The organism is Mycobacterium shunyiense (genome assembly GCF_058270075.1).
In genome coordinates this window covers 33736-53133 of record NZ_JBZDPU010000026.1, presented here as the reverse complement: position 1 = coordinate 53133, position 19398 = coordinate 33736, and the positions used below count along the sequence as shown (strand labels likewise).

Genomic DNA, 19398 nt, shown 5'->3' with positions numbered 1-19398 from the left:
CGGGTCGGCGCCGGCCACGAGGATCCGCGAGGACGTCGACGCGGGCAATTGCTTTGCTGCACAAGATCACCCGAGCCGGTGTTCGGGCAGCCCGGCGTGTCGTCCAGCAGATGCACACCGCGCGGGAAGCGCAACCCGCACGGGCGCGCTGCTAGTCTGCGAGAGCTGCCGGTTGCGCGAATCGCGGGTCGATCCGCCCGGCCAGCCGCGGCGGGAACGTGACGAAACAGCTCGGTGGATACGGAAAAGGGTGTTGTGCGCGGCGCAGAGATCAAGGCCCTGACGGGTCTGCGCATCGTTGCAGCGGTGTGGGTGGTCCTGTTCCACTTCCGGCCCCTCCTCTACCAGGTGGCACCCGATGTCACCAAGGCCCTGGCCCCCGTACTCGACCGCGGCGCCCAGGGCGTCGACCTGTTCTTCATCCTCAGCGGATTCGTCCTGACCTGGAACTACATCGACCGGATGGGGCCGACGTGGTCCACCCGGGCCACGTTGCACTTCCTCTGGCTTCGGTTGTCGCGGGTGTGGCCGGTGTACCTCGTCACGCTGCACCTGGCAGCACTGTGGCTGATCTTCACCCTCAACGTCGGGCATATCCCGCCGGAGGACACGAGCGGTTACAACGCCGTCAGCTATGTGCGGCAGCTGTTCCTCGTCCAGCTGTGGTTCGAGCCGTACTTCGACGGCTCGAGCTGGGATGGGCCGGCGTGGTCGATCAGCGCCGAGTGGCTGGCTTACCTGCTGTTCGGTGCGCTGATCCTGGTCATCTTCCGGATCGCCCGCGCGACCCGGGCGCGCAGTCTGGTCCTACTGGCCATCGCCGCCGCGGTCCCACCGGTCGTGCTGTTGATGGCCACCGGCCACTTCTACACCCCGTGGAGTTGGCTGCCCCGCATCGTCATGCAGTTCACCGCCGGCGCACTGGCATGTGCGGCGGTGCGCAAGCTTCATCTGACAGATCGGACCCAGAAGGGTGCGGGCTATCTCTCGATCCTGTTGGGCGCCGCCATCGTCGGCGGACTGTACTTCTTCGACAAGCACCCGTTGAACACCGTCGGCGATGCGGGCGGCATGGTCGACATTCTCTTCGTCCCGCAGGTGGTCGCCCTGGCGGTCGGAGTCGGCAGCCTGCCGGCATTGTTGTCCACCCGACTGCTTGTCTACGGCGGACAAATCTCGTTCGGCCTGTACATGGTGCACGAGCTGGTCCATACCGCCTGGATCTGGACCACCCGGCAATTCGAGCTGACCTTGACACCCACGCTCTCGGGTAAGGCGACGCTGCTCGGCCTGTTCGTGATCTCGGTGATCGGCGCGATCGCGCTCTATCACCTCGTGGAGGAGCCTGCCAGACGCTGGATGCGCCGGATGGTCGACATCCGGCCGGTCGACTCGACGAACACGAAACTGCACCGTATCGACACGGATTCCGCAGACCGGTCCGACGAGGTTCCAGCCCGCGCCGGCTGACCGTTGTAACCATCCAAACCCGCTGCGCGACAGGTTGTTATGCCCTTGTTATCGCTGCGTCACCAGCCGCCTATCTACGGCCCAGGTTCACACCTTAGGCTGTCTCGGTATCGCGGTCCGGGACGAATTGGGTCTCGCCGGCAGTGGAGGTTGCAGTGAGTCGTCTGACCACTTTCATCGTCTCGCTCGCCCTCCTGGTGGGGCTGTTCGCGCAGGCCCCTCAGCGGCGCTTTGTCACCTCCGGCCTGGATCCCCAGATCAGCCACATCGCGGTGATCGGAGACTCCTACACCACTGGCATGCCCGCCGAGGGTGGCATGGGGCCGAGGAACTGGGCTCCGCTGGCCTGGCAGAAATTGGCACAGCGCGGTGTGCAGGTCGACGCCGATGTGGTGGCCGAGGGCGGCGCCGGCTATGAGGCGCGCGGTAACCGCGGCAGCGTCTTCGCCGACCTGACCCCACGGGCGGTGCAGCCCGACGATGCATTGATCGTTTTCTTCGGGTCACGCAACGACAAGGATGCCGACCTGGGTGCGGTGACACGGTTGAGCCACGATGCGCTGACGATGGCCCGGCAGGCCGCTCCCACCGCTCGGATGCTGGTGATCGGGCCGCCATGGGTGAACGCCGATGTTCCGCCGAATCTGCTCGGCGTCCGCGACATCCTGCGCGATCAGGCCCGGCAGGTGGGAGCCATGTTCGTCGATCCGATCGCCGAACGCTGGTTCTTCGACAACCCGGAGCTGATCGGGGCGGACGGCATCCACCCGACCGACGCCGGCCACGCCTACATGGCGGACAAGATCGCTCCGCTGATCGGCAAGGAACTTCCGCGCTGGGTCTGAGCGCGGAGCTCAGCCGCCGGAGGTGGTGCGGAACCGGTCGCGGTAGGCCCGTGGTGACACCCCGAGGTGGTTGACGAACACCCGCCGTAGGGTCTCGGCACTCCCGAAACCGGCCAGGCGGGCGGTTTCTCCCACCTGGCGTCCCGCGTCGAGGGCTGCTCGTGCGACATCGACCCGCACAGTTTCGACGTAACGCGCCGGTGTGGTGCCCAGCTCCGCGTGAAACAGCCGGGTCAGCTGTCGGGTACTCAACGAAGCCAGTGCCGCAAGGCTTTTCACGCTGTGGTCGGCCGTCGGATCGGCCGCGATCGCGTCGGTGACCTGACGCAGCGCCGACTCTGCCGACGCGTCGGCCTCGACCAGCGTCGAGAACTGTGACTGGCCGCCGGCTCGCTTGAGATACACGACCAGTGACCGGGCGACGTCGCGCACCAGTTCAGCGCCGTAGTCCGACTCCACCAGTGCCAACGCCAGATCGATGCCCGCCGATACTCCCGCTGATGTGTAGACAGCCCCGTCCCGGACAAAGATGGCGTCGGGTTCGACCGAGATCGTGGGATAGGCACGCGCCAGTAGCCGCGCATGCCGCCAGTGCGTGGTGGCCCGGCGGCCGTCGAGCAGGCCGGCTTCGGCGAGTATGAAGGACCCGGTGCAGATCGACGCGAGCCGTCGGGCCCGTGCGGGCACATCTCGCAGTGCTGCCACCAGGCTCGGATCGATCGGCCGGCCCACGAGATTGTCTCCGCCGGAGACCAATACGGTGTCCACGCCATCGATCTGCGCGATTCGATCGGTCACCGCGAACCTCGTGCCGATCGAGGTGATGACGTCGGCGCCGTCGACCGACGCGAACCGCAGTCGGTAGTCGGCGCCGAACCGGTTGGCCTCGGCGAAGACCTCGGCTGGTCCGGCGGCATCCAGCAGTTTCATCCCGTCGAAGACGACGATCACGATCTTCCGTGGTTCCCCACCCTGTGCCATGCATCCATTGTGTCGCTTTTTGTGGGAAAGATGGCAGATCGGACATTCTCGAAGGGTTGGGTCGCGGCGCAGACTGGTTGCACGCCGACAAGGAGGTTCGCATGTCATTCACCGCAGGTGCAACCGTCACAGTGGTCCAGCCCGGGGCCGGGGATTCGGCTGAAATCCCTGGCTTCGGGGCGGTTTTCAAGCTCACCGGCCGAACCACCGGAGGCCTGGTCTCGATTGTCGAGCATCCTTTCGCGGTGGGCATGATCACCGCGGCGCACCGCCATACCAACGAGGACGAGCACTCGATCGTGTTGTCCGGCGAGATCGGGTTCCGGTCAGATGACAGTGAAGTGGTTCTGGGACCGGGCGGTTACATCACGAAGCCGCGCGGGCAGATGCACGCCATGTGGAACGCGGGTTCGACGCCGGGTCGCATCATCGAAGTCATCACGCCGGGAAACGGATTCGAGAACTACTTCCGCGAACTCGGTGAGCTACTGACCTCCGCCGGCGAACCCGGGCCGGACGGCCCACGCCTGCACACCACCGCCGAGTTCATCGAACTCTCGAACAAGTACGGCCTCACCTACGGGGTGCCGGAATGGTTCGACGACATCGTGGCCCGCTACCACCTCAACCCACCCACCCATTGAGTCGAGTCCGAAGGAGACATCCATGACAACATCACTGACCGGCAACATCGGCGGGATCGAACTGCCGGACACCGCGCTGGTGCGCGAGGCCACCGAGTACATCCGCGACGTCGAGGACGACCTGCTGTTCCATCACTCCCGCCGGGTGTTCTACTTCGGTGCGCTACAGGGCCTGCGCCGAGGGCTGCAGCCAGATCTGGAGCTGCTGTACGTCGGTGCGATGTTCCACGACATCGGGCTGACCGACGCGTACCGCACGTCGTCACAATTGCGCTTCGAGGTCGACGGCGCCGACGCCGCACGGGACTTCCTGCTGCAGCGCGGGGTCGACGAGGCCGCCGCGCGCAAAGTCTGGCTGGGCATCGCGCTGCACACCACGCCGGGGGTGCCCGAGTTCCTCGAGCCTGAGATCGCGCTGGTGACAGCCGGTGTCGAAACCGATGTGCTCGGGATCGGCCTCGACAACCTGACACCGGAAGTTCTGAGTGCCGTCACCGCGGCGCATCCGCGGCCCGACTTCAAGAACCGCATCCTGCAGGCATTCACCGACGGGGTACGGCAGCGCCCCGGGTCGACCTTCGGCACTGTCAACGCCGACGTGCTGTCCCACTTCGACGACACTTTTGTGCGGGAGGACTTCGTCGAAGTGATCCTCGCCAACAAGTGGCCGGAATAGCCTGTCCCACAGGCGGACCCGAGTCGATCAGCTGGAGGAGGTGCGGCGTTCGGCGAGGTCCCGGAGGGGTTCCGGCAGAGCAGGAGCCTGCAGGATCGTGGGCAGATGCTGTGGCTCCAAGGTCAGCGCCCGGAACACGAACCCGACGGTGATGCCATGGTCAGGACGATCGGTCACCACGATCTCGTCGCCGGCAGATACCGGTCCTGGCGTCACCAGGCGCAGATACGCACCCGGGATCGCCGTCCTGGTAAAGGTTTTCACCCAACCGTTGATCTGCAACCAGTTTGCGAACGTCCGGCAGGGGATGCGCGGCCGGGACACCTCGAGCTCCAGCCCGTGGGAACCGACCCGCCACCGTTCACCGACGACGGCGTTGGTGACATCGATGCCCGCGGTCGTCAGGTTCTCGCCGAACACGCCGTTGGCGATCTCGCGGTCCAGCTCGGTCTGCCAGCTGTCGAGATCCTCGCGGGCGTAGGCGTACACCGCCTGGTCGTCGCCGCCGTGGAACTGTTGGTCGCCGATCGTGTCGCCGACGAGGCCGCTACCGAGCCCGCCGTGCATCGGGCCGGGCGCGCGTACCGCGACCGCCCCGTCGACGGGACGTTTGTCGATGCCGGTGACTGCCCGGCCCTCGGCGGTGTTGGGTCGTGGATGGGCCACGTTGACCGTCAGTACCTGCGCCATGACGCCCAGCGTATCGGCTTAGAAAAGCGGTGTCGCAACGCCATTCGAGGACGGCGGGGAGGGCGGCACGGGCAGGCACAGCCCGGTCGCGGTGTCGAGCTGTCTGCCCGGTATGCAGAAAGGCGAACAACCGTTGGTGACGCCGGTTTCCCCGGGCGGGCAGGCTGAGCTCGGGGCCGGCGTCACGATCGTGGCCACTGCCATCGAACCGGCCGACAGCACCGCGGCCGACACCACGGTGAACACCCCGCGCCACACTGCGCTCGTCATTGGCTGTCTCCTCATGAGCTGCACCTCTTTCGGACCTACGGGCGCAGTCTAAGCCGCGGGTTGTCTGCCCACGCCCGGTTCGGTCCGCTAGCGTCACGTGGTTGTGCAGACCCTCATCGACTTCGACCGTGCGCCGGTTTTCGCCATCCCGACCATCGAGCCGGTCGGTGGGCTCACCGTGCGCGAGGGAATGCTGATCGAAGGCCCGCAGGGGTGGGGGGAGTTCAGCCCGCTGCCGCACGAGGGCGCGCTGGGCCGGTGGCTGACGTCAGCCACCGAGCCGGGAACCGTCGGCTGGCCCGATCCGGTGCGCGGCCGAGTGCCCATCGCGATCACCATTCCCGCCGTGGACGCCGCACGGGCGCGCGAGATTGCCGCCGCATCGGGTTGTCGGACCGCGGCGGTCGAAGTGGGTGTCGGGGGATTGGCCGAGGACCTTGAGCGGGTGCGTGCCGTGCGCGACGGGCTCGGTGCGGGTGGCGTCCTGCGGTGCGACGCCAAGGGACGGTGGGATCCGGACACCGCGGTCAGCGCCATCGCCGCTCTCGATCGAGTGGCCGGCGGACTGGAGTTCGTCACGCAGCCGTGCCCGACGATCGACGAGCTGGCGCAGGTCAGAAGGAGGGTCGAGGTGCCGATCGCGGCCGGGGAGTCGATCCGCGAATCCGACGACCCGATGGGCCTGAGCCTCGGTGAGGCGGCCGATATCGCCGTGCTCGCCACCGGACCCTTGGGTGGGGCCCGGCGCGCGTTGCGCGTCGCCGAGGCGTGCGGGTTGCCGTGTGTGGTCACCTCGACGCTGGAGACCACCATCGGACTCGGGTCGGGGCTTGCGCTGGCGGGGGCTTTACCCGAGTTGGCGTTCGCGTGTGAGTTGGGCACCAGGGGCTTCCTCGCCGGCGATGTCGTCGCTGATTCGCGGTCCCTGGTCGCCGTCGATGGCTACCTGCCTGTGGCGCCGATGCCGCCCGCGCCGCAGCCCGACCGACTCGAGCAGTATGCGGTCACCGACCCAGCCCGGGTGGCGTGGTGGCGCGAGCGTCTGCAGTGTGCCATTTCCGCATCGTGAACTGCTCTGATACCACCCCGGACGGGGTATCGCGGGGCTGAGCGCAGCACCCTCCGCCGAACAGATTCAAGTAGCGCACTACGCATGTGTGCGGCGTGGCGGCGACTCGAGAATCGACGTGGTCAGCTACCGCTGGCAGGAAGATCCAACGGAGGATGCCATGTCGTTGTTCGCCAAGCTGTCGGAACTCCGGGCCGTGAAGACCCAGGACTCCGCGGGGACCGACGAGCTCAGTATCAGCAGAGCTGACGGGTTTCAGTTCAAGGCTGTGTCGATGTGCCAGGGGGATGTGGTGGATCTGGACCGACTGCTGCCGTTCGACGGCCAGTTGGAGATCGTGTTGAGGGAGGTGGACCTGCGTACCGACGAGATGCAGGACGTGGGCTCGATATTCATCCGCTCGGACGAGTTGGGTAGAGGCGAGCTCACCCAGCAGTTCAGCGGCGCAGGCGCACTCTACGACCTCACGTACAAGGTCATCTGACCACTCAATCCCGAACGTCAGTCCTGAACGGCCTTGGCGATCGCCACACATCGGGTCAGCTCGTCGATGTCGGGTGCCGGTGCCTCGGTCAGCTCCCACATCGCGTTCTGCATCACCCGCACGATGGTCCAGGCCCGGGCCCGGTCGGCATCCAGGCCGGCCGCGTCGACCAGGGCCGACAGCCGGCGCCGGACCCCGTCGCGGACGTAACCCGCCAGCTCGTCCCATCGGTTCCACAGCATCGGCGCAACCTCGTAGTGCGGGTCGCCGTTCATCGGCTTGGGGTCGATCGCCAGCCATCGCTCGCGGTCACCGGCGAGGACGTTCTCGTAGTGCAGGTCGCCGTGGATCACGGTGCCGGTGGCGCCGGAATCGGCGGTCAGGTCCCTGCCGAGGGTGATCGCCTGTTCCACGAGTCGTCGTGGAACGGGGGCGTTGCGGGGGAGACGTGCCAGGTCAGCTGTCGACCGGGACGTGTAGTCGGCCAGTGACCGCAGCTGGGGCAGTGGCGGTACATGGATCCGGCCGTAGATCCCGGCGACGATCTCACACGCCTCGATGTCCCAGAGCTCGTTGAGATTTCGGTGGTGTAACCGTTCCAGCAGCATCGTCCGCCGGTGCGGATCGGCCCGCAGCAACCGGACCGCGCCGGCTCCCGCCCACCGTCGTAACGCGAGGTGTTCGTGTTCGGACTCGTCATCCGGGAACGCGGCCTTGAGGACTGCGGGCACACCCTCGTCGGTACGTACCGGTAGGACGATCGAGCAGTAGCCGTGATCGGCGGGCCCGTCGGCGTGCAGGTCCCATTCGTCGAACTGGGTCCGGATCAGTCGTGGCAGGCCATCGACCCATGATTGCCATTGCGGTCCCCGCGTGCCCATCGCACGCACGCCTCCTGGCAGATCGATCATCGTGGTCCATCGTCGCACCCCGGCCCGCCCGCTCGGCATACGGTTTTGACAGACTGTGCCCCATGGCACAGATCACCTTCAAAGGAAACCCCATCAACACGGTCGGCGACCTGCCGGCAGTCGGTAGCTCCGCCCCGAGCTTCTCGGTCACCGGTACCGACCTCGGTGCCGTCACCAACGACCAGTTCGCGGGCAAGTCGGTGCTGCTGAACATCTTCCCGTCGGTGGACACCGGGATTTGCGCCGCCAGCGTGCGCACCTTCAACGAACGGGCCGCTGCCGCCGGAGCCACGGTCTTGTGCGTGTCGAAGGACCTGCCCTTCGCGCTGAGCCGTTTCTGCGGGGCCGAAGGCATCGAGAACGTCATCACCGCGTCGGCTTTCCGGGACAGCTTCGGAGAGGATTACGGAGTCACCATGTCCGACGGTCCGATGGCCGGTCTGCTGGGACGCGCCGTCGTCGTCATCGGCGCCGACGGCAAGGTGGCCTACACCGAGCTGGTGCCGGAGATCGTTCAGGAACCCGACTACGACGCCGCGCTGGCCGCACTCTGATCGTCGTCATCCCTCCTCACCGGCGCGCCCCGCGCCGGTGAGGAACCGGCCGGCGCTCAGATCGGCCACTGCTCGCGGCGATTCGCCGCGTCGAAGAACATCCATTCGTATTTGGCCGTGACCTCGAAATGGGCTCGTGCGGCGGCCTCGTCCGCCCCGCCCAGTGTCGGTCCCAGCCGATCGGTCAGCTCGAGCACCTCGGCAACAGTGGCGGCGAACTCGTCGCCCCCGTAGCTGTCGATCCAACGCTGATAACGCCGATCGGGCGAACCCCGATCCAGCAACGCCGCCCCGACGCGGGCGTAGATCCAGTAACAGGGCAGGACCGCCGCCAACCCCTCGGCGAAGGTGCCGCTGTAGGCAGCGGCCAGCAGATAACTCGTGTAGGCGCGTGTGGTCGGGGTGATCGGCGTCGCGTTCAGCGCCTCGACGTCCAGCCCCAATTCGGGAAGCAGCTCGCTGTGTAGGCCCAACTCGACATCGAAGACCTCGGCGGCGTGCCGGGAGAACATCGCGGTGTCGGCCAGCGTGGGGGCTTTGGCGGCGACGATGGCCAACGCGCGGGCATAGTCACGCAGATAGTGCACGTCCTGTGCCACGTAGTGGGCGAAGGCCGCGTCGTCCAGGCTGCCGTCGGTCAGGCCGGTCAGGAACGGGTGCGCGAGGATCGCGGTGAATGTCGGCTCGATCGGCTCCCAGAGCCGGGAAGACCAGGATTGCGGATACGCGTCGGAATGCATGCCACCATGGTGTCAGGTCATCCGCAAACGTGGTGCGCCCTCTCGGCCGGCCTGCACCACAACGATTTTCGCCCCGGTCATGGCCAAATCGGAACTCCCCCCGACCCTTTGCCGAGGGGGAGGGCACCCACCGCGGCGCGCGGTGCTCCCGGCGGTGCCGAAGTGGCCCGCACAACGGCCGCCCAGGACCGTTCCGGTAACTGTTGGGTCACGGTCCTGTATCTGATCGAGTCTGTGCCCCAATCTAATTGGGCAAACCTGTTACTGAGCGGTACAAATGGTTGACCCGGCTGACAGCGACCAGCAGTCGGTGTCACCCTCCGGTGGTCGAGAGAGTTGATGTTCGATGAGACGTACCTTTGCCCTGCTGTTCGGTCTGGCATTCCTGGTAGCGGCTCCCGGACTGGCCGGCGCCGCGCCGATCGAACGCCCGACCGGCAACCAACGCTATGTCGATCTGGTGATTGCCCGCGCGATGTCACAGCGCGGTGTGCCCTTCAGCTACGGCGGTGGCGACGTGAACGGGCCGACCCGTGGCGTCGCCCGCTCCCTGCCCGCCGCCGCGGGCCTGGCTCCTGCCACTCCGCCGCTGGTGGGTGGTGGACTGACACCGGGCCTTTCGACTCCGGCGGTGACCGCTCCGGTCGCTCCGGTTCTGACCCCGGGTCTCGGCCTGGCGCCGGACCCGTCGGCGAACGTGGTGGGATTCGACGCCTCTGGTCTGATCGTGTATGCCTTCGGCGGAGTCGGGGTGAAGATGCCACGGTCGTCCGGCGAGCAGTACAAGGTCGGACAGAAGGTGCTCCCGGCGCAGGCGTTACCCGGTGACCTGATCTTCTACGGCCCCGAGGGCACCCAGAGTGTGGCGCTCTACCTCGGCAACAACCAGATGATCCAGGGCACCGAGCCGGCTGTCGCGGTCACGCCGGTGCGCGCCCAGGGGATGACGCCCTATCTGGTCCGCATCATCGCCTGACACCTGAGATCTTGTGCGTCCGAGGCGGCTCAATCCTCCGTAGGCTCTGAGCTGACGACGAGGAAGGCGCACTGCATTGACAGACCAGACACCTGCGACCACGCGGACCGTATTTCCCGGTATCAGTTCCCGTGCCTGGGAGCATCCTGCGGACCGGACCGCGCTGACCGCCCTGCGTCGGCTGAAGGGATTCGATCAGGTCCTCAAGGTGCTGTCGGGGATGTTGCGCGAACGCAAGCACCGGCTGCTGTACCTGGCCAGTTCGGCACGGGTGGGTCCACGGCAGTTCGCCGACCTCGACGCGTTGCTCGACGAGTGCGTGCAGGTGCTCGACGCTCCGGTACGCCCGGAGATGTTCATCATCCAGTCGCCGGAAGCCAATGCGTACTGCATCGGCATGGAGGACCCGTTCATCGTCATCACCTCGGGCATGTACGAGCTGATGACACATGACGAGATGCGCTTCGTGATCGGTCACGAACTGGGACATGCGCTCAGCGGCCATGCCGTGTACCGCACGATGCTCCACCACCTGCTGCGGTTGGCCTCGTCGTTCGGCTTCGTCCCGATCGGTGGCTGGGCGCTGCGGGCGATCGTCGCGGCGTTGCAGGAATGGCAACGCAAATCCGAGCTTTCGGGCGATCGCGCGGGCCTGCTGTGCGGACAGGACTTCGACATGGCGATTCGGGTCGAGTTGAAGCTGGCGGCCGGCCGGCACCTCGACAAGCTCGACTCGCAGGCGTTCCTGGCCCAGGCCCGTGATTATGACGCGACCGGCGACATGCGCGACGGGGTGCTCAAACTGCTCAATCTGGAAATGCAGACGCATCCGTTCTCGGTGCTCCGGGCGGCGGCACTGACCAAGTGGGTCGACACCGGCGGATACGGCGCGATCATGGCCGGCAACTATCCGCTGCGGTCCGAGGATGCGAACGCGAGTTGGGCTGACGACGTCAGCGCGGCGGCACGCCACTACAAGGACGGTTTCGACCAGTCCAACGACCCGCTGATCCGGGGCATCCGGGATGGCTTGGGCGGGGTGGTCGACGGAGTGGGGCAGGCCGCGACGAATGCGGCAGACTCGATGGGCCGCAAGATCTCCGAATGGCGCCGCAACACCCGGCTGAGTGACGAACAGTCGACCGACGGGTAGTTGCCGTCGGAACAACGGTAAGCCCCTAGACTAGGCGCTCGTGGGCATCCTGTTTGGCTTCGCGCCGTGGATCATCTATTGGGTTCTCGTCGGCAACGTGCCGTTCCTGGTCGCCGTGCTGGTGGCGCTGGCCACGGCCATCGCGACATTCACGATCAGCCGGATCTCCGGGGCACCGGGGCGCACCTTGGAGGTCGGTGCACTCGCGACCTTCATCGTGCTGACGATCCTCACCTTGGTGCTGAGCCAGGATGTGATGGAGCGCTGGATACAGCCACTGAGTACCGCGGGGATCTTCCTGGTCGCCCTGATCGGTCAGCTGATCGGCAAGCCGTTCGTGCTGGAGTTCGCCGCAGCGGGCCAGCCGCCCGGAGTTGTGGAAAGTGATCTGTTCCAACGGATTGTGAAGATCCTGACCTGGATCTGGGTGGGCGCGTTCGCCGGGATGACGATCTCCGCGGCGATACCGCCGTTGGTGCAGGGTGATGCCACGATCCTGGACACCAAGACGCCGCTGTCGTTCGTCTGTTACTGGGTCATCCCGTTCACGCTGCTCGGGCTGGCGGCACTGGCCTCGCGGGTACTGCCCGACCGGATGACGGCGGGCATGAACGACATCGTGCGCAAAACCACTTTCGTGGCGTTCTCCGAGGCCGAGATCGACCAGCTCTACTATCTGGCGCAGGAGCACGCCAATCGCGAGGTCGGCGCCGGGCAGGAAGCCTACGACGTCCGGGTCGGTGGATCGGCGACGCCCTTGGTGGGCGATGAATCCAGAATGTCGTGGCCCTCGACGTACAAGGTGCGTGACCGCAAGAGGTAGTACCTCAGCGGTCCGGCATCATCCCCAGCAGTCCGAACATCATCACGAGGCCCGGCAGCAGGTTGGTCACCTGGTGGGCGACGATGCCGCCCCACAAACTTCCGGAGTAGAGCCGCGCCAACGCAATCGGGATGGCGACGACGAGCAGTAGCGGGGCCCGTTCGGGCTCCAGGTGGGCCAGTGCGAACACCAGGGTGGACACGATCACCGCGACGGTGCGTCCCCACCGTTGCTCGAGCGCACCCCACAGCAGTCCGCGGTACACCACCTCTTCGCAGATCGGTGCGACGAACGCGACCAGGAGCAGGACGGCAACCGCCAACGGCCAGCCGGTTCGAACGCCCTCGTAGACCCCGCCGACCGTGGAGGTCGCGTCGGGTCCGACGATCGCCTGGTACAGCAACGCGGCGGGCAGTGTGACGAACAGGCCCCCGATGCCGAACGCCAACCCGAGACCGGCGGCACGCCAGGACCACTGCCATCGAAAGTCGATGCGGGGGCCGTTGCCGCGCCATTTCGCGATGGCAACGGCCAGAGTCGCGGCGACGAGTGTCGGTACCCCGATCGCCAGGGTGATCAACCAGGGCGGCGGCGGCCCCGGGGGTGCGAAGATACCGAACGCGGCCGAGATGAGCAGATAGACGGCCTCGACGGCGATGAAGGCGCCGACGCCCCAGCGATGTGCGGTCACTTGGTTCCGAAGATGCGGTCACCCGCGTCGCCGACGCCGGGAACGATGTAGCCCTGCTCGTCGAGTTCCCGGTCCAGTGCCGCGGCGTAGATGGGCACGTCCGGGTGTGCCTGCTGCATCGCGGCAACGCCTTCGGGACAGGTCAGCAGACAAACGAATTTGACGGAGCGCGGTGCGTACTCCTTGATGCGGTCGATCGCCGCGACCGCCGAATTGCCGGTGGCAAGCATCGGATCCACGACCACCACGTCACGTTCGTGCAGATCTCCCGGCAGCTTGAAGTAATACTCCACGGCCACGCGGGTCTTCGGATCCCGGTAGAGGCCGATATGGCCGACGCGGGCGCTGGGCATCACGCTGAGCATGCCGTCCAGGATGCCGCTTCCGGCCCGCAAAATGGACACGAACACCAGTTTCTTGCCGTCGATCACGGCTCCGGTAGTGGATTCCAGGGGTGTCTCGATGTCGACGTCGTGGACTGGGATGTCACGCAGCACCTCGTAGCTCATCAGCATCGAGATCTCGTTCAGCAATTGGCGAAATCCTTTGGTGGACACGTCCTTCTGCCGCATCAGCGACAGCTTGTGCTGCACCAACGGATGATCGATGACGTGCAGGTTGCCCATATCGCCGCTCCTAGAAGACCGTGCCGTCACTGATGATGGACAACGGCGGTGCGCCGTCGCGCAGGCGTGCGGCCAGCGCGCGGCCTGTCGCCCAGGTTCCGCCCTCCAGCACACACGCCAGCGGCAGTCGTGGAGCGCCGAGATGGTCGCGGATGAGCGGTGCCAGCTCATCGAGCAGCGCGACGGTCAGTGCCCGCCATTCGACGACGAGTTCGTCGCCCACCGCCCAGTTCTTCTCGGCGAGCGCGGCATCACGTAACCGCAGCACTCCGGTATCCAGCAGCAGACCGCCGTTGCGGTACTCGGGGAGGCCGGTGAGGGCATCGAGTTCGGTGACGGCGACGCCGGCTCGTTCGAACGGTTCCAGCAGGGAGTAGGTCAGCCACTGGGACAGTTTGTGAAACGGCATCCAGCCGCGTGACAGGCCGGGGCCCGGAGTCGCCTGATGCCGCCAGCAGTCGCCGAGTGGTTGACCGCCGATGGCGTTGTCGGTGAGCCACACTCCCGATAGTGCGTCCAACACCGCCGAGAGTAGGTCGTGGGCCGTGACCGTCGGGCCGGTCACCTTGTCGAACAGTCCGCCGGGACGGCCGTCCGGCCCGAATACATCAGGGCGAGCGGCCAATTGGGTGCCCAGGCGGCGGAGCAGCTGCACCCGGCCGGTGAGGCCGAGCAATGGATTTCCGAGATCCACCTGAAAAGCGGCCGCCAGGATTTCGTCGTCGAGGCCGCGAAGTGCGCCGGCATCTGCCCGCAGCGGATCGGCAGGATCGCTCGAGAACAATCCGCTGCCGAACGCGTGCCAGCTCGCGACCCCCAGGCCCTCGGAGCGGGTCAGGCGAAGGCCGGTGCCGGGCTCGGTGTAGTGCCAATCAGGTCCGGCGCCGGCGTCGAGCAACACGCTCACCACGGCCAGGTCGATCATCGATCGAGCACGCGACGCGGCATCTGAATCGGCTGTGCGCGAGTCCAACTCGGACCGACGATCCACACCTCCGGCCTCGAAATGACGCCACCTGCCGTGGTAGGGGATGGCGAGTGTCGGGTAGCGGCTGCGGGTGACGTCTGCGACCTCGGCGGCTGCCCGGTCCAGAGCATCGTCATCCACCAGGAACCAGGCGGAGTTGCCGACCCGGGCGCGCTGCAGAAGGTGCTGCGCCCGTTCGCGGATCGCGGTGGTCGTGCGCAGCGTGGCGACTGCGGCCGCGCCGACCGTGGTCGTGGTCATGGCGTGAGTCCGCGGCCTTTGGCGATCTTCAGTTCGTCGGCGCCCGGCACCGGCCCGGGGGTGAAGTAGCCGGCGGCCATCTTGGCGTCGATCTCCACCCGGGCGTCGGCCGGGATCAGGTCGTCGGGGATGTTGACCCGCTCGCCGACCTCGATCCCGGAACCGGTGATGGCGTCGTATTTCATGTTGCTCATGGACACCAGGCGGTGGATCTTGCGGATTCCCAGCCAGTGCAGGACGTCGGGCATGAGCTCTTGGAACCGCATGTCCTGCACCCCCGCCACGCATTCGGTGCGGGCGAAGTACTGATCGGCGGTGTCGCCGCCGTCCTGGCGCTTGCGTGCGTTGTAGACCAGGAATTTCGTCACCTCGCCGAGTGCGCGGCCCTCCTTGCGTGAATAGGCGACCAAGCCGACCCCGCCACGCTGGGCACCGGCGATGCATTCCTCGATGGCGTGCGTGAGATAGGGCCGGCACGTGCAGATGTCGGAGCCGAAGACGTCCGAACCGTTGCACTCGTCGTGCACCCGGGCGGTCAGTTCCACGGTCGGATCGGCCAAATCGTGTGGTGCGCCGAAGATGTACACGGTCTGCCCGCCGATCGGCGGCAGGAACACCTCGAGGTCACCACGGGTCACGAGTTCGGGGTACATCCCGCCGGTCTCCTCGAACAGCACCCGGCGCAGGGCGGTCTCGGTGCAGCCGAACCGGGCTGCGACGCCCGGCAGGAACCACACCGGCTCGATGGCTGCCTTCGTCACCAGGGCCGCACCGTTTTCCAGGAGTATCTGGCCGTCGGGATGCAGTCGGCCGGTGGCGATGGCGGTGGCGACCTCCGGCACCATCACATGGGCCTTGGTCACCGCGATGGTCGGCCGGATGTCATAGCCGGCGCCCAGTTCCGCGGCGAACGCGTCAGAGACCATCGCGCCCCACGGATCCAGGCTGACGATCGTCTCGGGTTGGCTCCACTGGGGGTAGGGCCCGATCACATCGGTGGGGGAGGTATTGGTGAGATCGGCACGGTGCTCCGGGGAGAGGGCGCCCGCGGCGACGGCCAGAGCCCGGTACACGCTGTAAGAGCCACTGTGGGTGCCGATCACGTTGCGGTGCGCGCGGGTGGTGGTGGTACCGATCACCGGACCCCGCTCGGCTGCAGTCGGCGCGGCCCAGTGAATGGTCGGGGTACCCGCGACGGCACTGTGTGACGTCAACCGGATATGCCTTGCCTTCGTCGGCTCCGCGGATGCACCACTTGATTCGACGACCATGTCGGTGCCCCTTCCTCCGCGCTCGGCTGAGACCGTCCAGTCAACCCCGATTCGGCAGGTTCTGCATGCGGTGTGCCCGTAACGTCGATCGAATGCGGTGGATCGTGGACGCGATGAACGTGATCGGATCCAAGCCAGACGGCTGGTGGAAGGATCGCCGCAGCGCGATGGCCGGTCTGGTCGAGGTGCTCGAGCGCTGGGCCGTGGCCGGGGGGCACCGGGTCACGGTGGTGTTCGAAGGGCCCACGTCGCCGCCGATGGAGTCTGCGGTGATCGAGATCGGCCATGCCCCACGGGCGCACGCGAACTCGGCGGACGACGAGATCGTGCGGTTGGTTCAGGCGGATTCGCGACCCGGTGAGATCACCGTCGTGACATCGGATGGCGGGCTGGCCGCGAGGGTCCGCGACGCGGGCGCGCTCGTGCGACCGGCCGCCGGTTTCCGGGACCAGATCGCCTCGTTCTGAATACCCGAGCGCCCTGCTGCATTACCGTCACCGGCATGGGCGACGATGCGGTCGGCATCAGCGGTGTTGACCTGACGGATCCTGCCGTCTACCAGGCCGGTATCCCGGTCGAGTCTTTCCGTGAACTTCGGCGGCGGGCCCCCGTCGCGTGGCACCCGTACGGTGATACGGGTTTCTGGGCGCTCACCGGCTATGACGAGATTCTCGCCGTGTCGCGCGACAGTGCAACGTGGTCCTCACAGCAGACCGGGGTCATGCTCGACGTTCCTCGGTCGGAGGAGGCCTATCAGCTCAGCTTGATGATGCTGACGATGGACCCGCCGCGACACACCGCCTTGCGGAAGCTGGTGAGCAAGGGGTTCACCCCGCGGCATGTGGCGCGACTGAATTCTCGAGTGGCAAACCTGGCGGCCGAGATCGTCGACGGTGTTTTGGACCGCGGCGAATGTGATCTCGTGTCCGACGTCGCGGGCGCATTGCCGTCGTATGTGATCGCCGAACTGCTCGGGATCCCGCATGAGGACGGTCGCCGGCTTTATGAGCTGACCGAAATCATGAATACGGAGCGGGTCGGCACTCCCACGGAGTCGGCGATGCAGGCGTTGGGCGAAATGTTCGAATACGCGTCGGCACTTGCCGAACGCAAGCGTGCCGACCCGGCCGACGACATCGCGAGTGCGCTGCTGCAGGCCGAAGTGGATGGTCAACGCCTCACTGACCTGGAGTTCAACTTGTTCTTCCTGTTGCTGATCAACGCCGGTGGCGACACCACCCGCAACCTGGTCGCGGCGGGAACACTTGCCCTTATCGAGCATCCCGACGAACAAGTCCGGCTCGCGGCCGATCCGGAACTTCTCCCGACCGCAGTCGAAGAGATGCTGCGCTACGTCAGCCCGGTGAACGTATTCGCCCGCACCGCAACGAAAGACACCGAGTTGCGCGGTGTGCGCATCGCCGAAGGGGAGCGGGTGGCGATGTTCTTCCCCTCGGCCAATCGCGACGAGACGCGCTTCGGAGACCCGGACCGCCTCGACATCGGCCGCGACCCGAACCCGCATCTGGCCTTCGGCGGCGGGGGAACACATTTCTGCCTCGGCGCGAACCTGGCCCGGGTGGAGGCGGCAGCCATTTTTCCCGAGATCCTGTACCGGATGAAGGATCTTGAGGTCAGCGGGCCGGTGGAGCGGGTGCGTTCGAATCTGATGAACGGTATCCACTCGATGCCGGTGCGGTTCAGCGCGGCGTGAGGCGGGCGGACTCCAGTTCGCCGTCGACAACCAGCTGCCGCAGGGTTTTCCGGTCGAACTTGCCGCTGGGCAGGGTTGGTATCCGGTCGGCGGTGGTCAGCACCCACCTGGTCGGGACCTTGTAGGCCGACAATTGTTCCCGGGCATAGGCGGCCAGGGTTCCAAGGTCGAGGTTCGCGTTGCTCACCACCACCGCACAGACCTCTTCGCCGCGCTGCGGATCGTCGATGCCGACGACCACGCAGTGAGCCACGTCGGCCGACTCGGCGATGACGGCCTCGACCTCCAACGGAGAGACGTTGGCCCCAGCAGCCTTGATCAGATCGGTGGTTCGCCCGACGTAGAACAGTCGGGGGTCGCCGTCGCGCCGGTACACCTTGTCGCCGGTGTGGTACCAGCCGTCGGTGTCGAAGGTTTCCGACCGTTCGCGCTTGTTGTACCCGGCCATCACCCCGATTCCTCGGACCAGCAGTTCGCCGGTCTCCCCGGAAGCGACCGGGGAGCCGTCTTCGTCGACGATGGCCATGTCGGTGAAGGCAAACCCGCCCGCGGTCTCAGACATGGTGCGGTGCACCGGGAATCCGTCGGGCACGTCGGTCATGGCGATGTCCAGCGGGCCGTCGCGCAGCATCGGTGCACTGCTGAGGTCGCGCTGGGCGAACGACGGGTGGTCACGCAGCCGCTGGGTGAATGCCGGCCAGCCCACGATCCCGGTGATCCGTTCCCGCTCAGCAAGATCCAGTGCAGTCTCCGGATCGAGTTTCGGCATGACCACCAGGGTGACCGGCTCGTGTAGGGCGCCGGTGACAGCGAGCAGTCCGCCGATCCAGAAGAACGGCATGGCGCACAGGATTCGGGACCGGTCCTGCGACCCGGTGATCGCTCGGATGGCGGCGGTCCAGGTCGAGGTCTGCCGCACCAGCGTGCCGTGGGTGTGCAGGACGCCTTTGGGATCGGCCGTGGAGCCCGACGTGTGCACCATGATGGCGAGGTCGGCGGGGGATACCTCGGTCTCCGCGGCGGCGAGAACGTCGGCAGATACGACGTCGGCGGCGGCATCGCACCCGCTCGACGCCCACGGCCGGGGGCTGCCGCCGATCACCGCGATGTGACGCAGAAAGGGGGCGGCGGTCAGCGCGAGTCGACTGCCGGAGTGATCGACAAGCTCGGACAGCGCGGCTTCCAACCGGTCGGCAACATCGATGTTCAGCACCGTGTTGGGGGCGATGAGAAGCCCGATGTCGGCGAGCCGCAACACCTTTGCGATCTCGGCGGGGGTGTAGAGGGTGCTGAGCGGCACGGCCACTGCGCCGATCCGGGATACCGCGAGCCACCACGTCACCCACTCGGCACCGTTGGGGAAGAACAGGCCGACGCGGCTGCCCTTGCCCACCCCTTGGTGCAGCAGCCACCGCGCCAGGCGCGCCGACCGTTGCTCGGCCTCGAGGTAGGTGAGCCGTTCGGTGGGGGTGGTCAGGTAGACGGACTCACCGAACTCGGCGACACTGTGCCGCAGGAGGGCGGGGACGGTCAGCGGGGGTTGCGTCACCCGCCCATCTTCTCAATGGCGGGCGATGGCCTG

At 66.7% G+C, this 19398-nt stretch carries 22 protein-coding genes; 12 read left to right on the top strand and 10 right to left on the bottom strand.

Features of this window, described 5'->3' with window-relative positions; translation table 11 throughout:
- Positions 1 to 255: 255 nt before the first annotated feature.
- Both AC4ELH_RS26850 and AC4ELH_RS26845 read left to right on the top strand, forming a co-directional pair.
- Positions 256 to 1470 carry an acyltransferase family protein gene (locus AC4ELH_RS26850; protein WP_448448756.1) on the top strand — a complete coding sequence of 405 codons (1215 nt, stop codon included), beginning with the start codon at positions 256 to 258 and terminating at the stop codon, positions 1468 to 1470.
- A 155-nt stretch (positions 1471 to 1625) separates the two neighbouring features.
- Complete coding sequence (locus tag AC4ELH_RS26845) at positions 1626 to 2315, top strand: Rv0518 family GDSL lipase (protein ID WP_055114347.1); 690 nt, start codon at positions 1626 to 1628, stop codon at positions 2313 to 2315.
- A 9-nt stretch (positions 2316 to 2324) separates the two neighbouring features.
- Here the strand turns inward: AC4ELH_RS26845 and AC4ELH_RS26840 are convergent, their stop codons facing one another.
- Positions 2325 to 3296, bottom strand: coding sequence for a GlxA family transcriptional regulator (locus AC4ELH_RS26840; protein WP_498887746.1), 972 nt, complete (start codon positions 3294 to 3296; stop codon positions 2325 to 2327).
- Positions 3297 to 3397: 101 nt separating this feature from the next.
- Here AC4ELH_RS26840 and AC4ELH_RS26835 point away from each other — a divergent pair, with 101 nt between their 5' ends.
- Together AC4ELH_RS26835 and AC4ELH_RS26830 are read left to right on the top strand one after the other, a co-directional pair.
- Positions 3398 to 3940 carry a cupin domain-containing protein gene (locus AC4ELH_RS26835; RefSeq protein ID WP_498887744.1) on the top strand — a complete coding sequence of 181 codons (543 nt, stop codon included), beginning with the start codon at positions 3398 to 3400 and terminating at the stop codon, positions 3938 to 3940.
- A 22-nt stretch (positions 3941 to 3962) separates the two neighbouring features.
- The gene (locus tag AC4ELH_RS26830) at positions 3963 to 4616 is read left to right on the top strand and encodes an HD domain-containing protein (protein WP_498887742.1); all 654 of its coding nucleotides are present in this window, start codon (positions 3963 to 3965) and stop codon (positions 4614 to 4616) included.
- Positions 4617 to 4643: 27 nt separating this feature from the next.
- Here the strand turns inward: AC4ELH_RS26830 and AC4ELH_RS26825 are convergent, their stop codons facing one another.
- Together AC4ELH_RS26825 and AC4ELH_RS26820 are read right to left on the bottom strand one after the other, a co-directional pair.
- Positions 4644 to 5306 carry an MOSC domain-containing protein gene (locus AC4ELH_RS26825; RefSeq protein ID WP_064879774.1) on the bottom strand — a complete coding sequence of 221 codons (663 nt, stop codon included), beginning with the start codon at positions 5304 to 5306 and terminating at the stop codon, positions 4644 to 4646.
- Between the two features lie 18 nt (positions 5307 to 5324).
- A complete protein-coding gene (locus AC4ELH_RS26820; RefSeq protein ID WP_082941542.1) occupies positions 5325 to 5576 on the bottom strand; it encodes a hypothetical protein in 252 nt (83 codons plus the stop codon).
- Between the two features lie 103 nt (positions 5577 to 5679).
- Here AC4ELH_RS26820 and AC4ELH_RS26815 point away from each other — a divergent pair, with 103 nt between their 5' ends.
- A complete protein-coding gene (locus tag AC4ELH_RS26815; protein WP_064958778.1) occupies positions 5680 to 6645 on the top strand; it encodes an o-succinylbenzoate synthase in 966 nt (321 codons plus the stop codon).
- Positions 6646 to 6805: 160 nt separating this feature from the next.
- Positions 6806 to 7129: a hypothetical protein gene (locus tag AC4ELH_RS26810; protein ID WP_131812687.1), complete on the top strand. Its 324-nt coding sequence runs from the start codon at positions 6806 to 6808 to the stop codon at positions 7127 to 7129.
- A gap of 17 nt (positions 7130 to 7146) precedes the next feature.
- On the opposite strand, the gene AC4ELH_RS26805 is transcribed toward AC4ELH_RS26810, so the two are convergent.
- On the bottom strand, positions 7147 to 8040 hold the full coding sequence (locus tag AC4ELH_RS26805) for an aminoglycoside phosphotransferase family protein (RefSeq protein WP_498887739.1): 894 nt from the start codon (positions 8038 to 8040) through the stop codon (positions 7147 to 7149).
- A 62-nt stretch (positions 8041 to 8102) separates the two neighbouring features.
- On the opposite strand from AC4ELH_RS26805, the gene tpx reads away from it, so the two are divergent.
- Entirely contained in the window at positions 8103 to 8594 is a 492-nt protein-coding gene (gene tpx / locus AC4ELH_RS26800; RefSeq protein WP_055114335.1) for a thiol peroxidase, read from the top strand.
- A 56-nt stretch (positions 8595 to 8650) separates the two neighbouring features.
- On the opposite strand, the gene tenA is transcribed toward tpx, so the two are convergent.
- Positions 8651 to 9334, bottom strand: a complete 684-nt coding sequence (gene tenA / locus AC4ELH_RS26795; RefSeq protein ID WP_498887736.1) for a thiaminase II — start codon at positions 9332 to 9334, stop codon at positions 8651 to 8653.
- 346 nt (positions 9335 to 9680) lie between these two features.
- Between tenA and ripD the strand changes: the two genes are divergently transcribed.
- The 3 genes from ripD to AC4ELH_RS26780 all read left to right on the top strand — a co-directional run bounded on the left by ripD (position 9681) and on the right by AC4ELH_RS26780 (position 12286).
- Positions 9681 to 10310, top strand: a complete 630-nt coding sequence (ripD, locus tag AC4ELH_RS26790; RefSeq protein ID WP_064879784.1) for an NlpC/P60 family peptidoglycan-binding protein RipD — start codon at positions 9681 to 9683, stop codon at positions 10308 to 10310.
- Between the two features lie 76 nt (positions 10311 to 10386).
- Positions 10387 to 11463 (top strand): M48 family metallopeptidase, encoded by a 1077-nt coding sequence (locus AC4ELH_RS26785; protein ID WP_498887735.1) that lies wholly within the window; start codon positions 10387 to 10389, stop codon positions 11461 to 11463.
- A 40-nt stretch (positions 11464 to 11503) separates the two neighbouring features.
- A complete protein-coding gene (locus tag AC4ELH_RS26780) occupies positions 11504 to 12286 on the top strand; it encodes a hypothetical protein (RefSeq protein WP_448448693.1) in 783 nt (260 codons plus the stop codon).
- Positions 12287 to 12290: 4 nt separating this feature from the next.
- Here the strand turns inward: AC4ELH_RS26780 and AC4ELH_RS26775 are convergent, their stop codons facing one another.
- Genes AC4ELH_RS26775 through AC4ELH_RS26760 form a run of 4 tightly spaced genes read right to left on the bottom strand, consistent with a single transcriptional unit; the run spans position 12291 to position 16102 of the window.
- Positions 12291 to 12917 (bottom strand): CPBP family intramembrane glutamic endopeptidase, encoded by a 627-nt coding sequence (locus AC4ELH_RS26775; RefSeq protein WP_448448758.1) that lies wholly within the window; start codon positions 12915 to 12917, stop codon positions 12291 to 12293.
- Positions 12918 to 12973: 56 nt separating this feature from the next.
- Entirely contained in the window at positions 12974 to 13603 is a 630-nt protein-coding gene (gene upp / locus AC4ELH_RS26770; protein ID WP_055114326.1) for a uracil phosphoribosyltransferase, read from the bottom strand.
- Between the two features lie 10 nt (positions 13604 to 13613).
- Positions 13614 to 14831 carry a URC4/urg3 family protein gene (locus AC4ELH_RS26765; protein WP_498887733.1) on the bottom strand — a complete coding sequence of 406 codons (1218 nt, stop codon included), beginning with the start codon at positions 14829 to 14831 and terminating at the stop codon, positions 13614 to 13616.
- Positions 14828 to 16102: a GTP cyclohydrolase II gene (locus tag AC4ELH_RS26760; RefSeq protein WP_448448697.1), complete on the bottom strand. Its 1275-nt coding sequence runs from the start codon at positions 16100 to 16102 to the stop codon at positions 14828 to 14830. Before AC4ELH_RS26760 ends, AC4ELH_RS26765 begins: the two co-directional genes overlap by 4 nt.
- Positions 16103 to 16194: 92 nt before the next feature.
- Between AC4ELH_RS26760 and AC4ELH_RS26755 the strand changes: the two genes are divergently transcribed.
- Together AC4ELH_RS26755 and AC4ELH_RS26750 are read left to right on the top strand one after the other, a co-directional pair.
- On the top strand, positions 16195 to 16569 hold the full coding sequence (locus AC4ELH_RS26755; RefSeq protein WP_448448699.1) for an NYN domain-containing protein: 375 nt from the start codon (positions 16195 to 16197) through the stop codon (positions 16567 to 16569).
- Between the two features lie 35 nt (positions 16570 to 16604).
- Entirely contained in the window at positions 16605 to 17816 is a 1212-nt protein-coding gene (locus AC4ELH_RS26750) for a cytochrome P450 (RefSeq protein WP_448448700.1), read from the top strand.
- Here the strand turns inward: AC4ELH_RS26750 and AC4ELH_RS26745 are convergent.
- Positions 17803 to 19365 (bottom strand): class I adenylate-forming enzyme family protein, encoded by a 1563-nt coding sequence (locus tag AC4ELH_RS26745; protein WP_448448702.1) that lies wholly within the window; start codon positions 19363 to 19365, stop codon positions 17803 to 17805. The genes AC4ELH_RS26750 and AC4ELH_RS26745 overlap by 14 nt on opposite strands.
- Positions 19366 to 19398 lie beyond the last annotated feature (33 nt).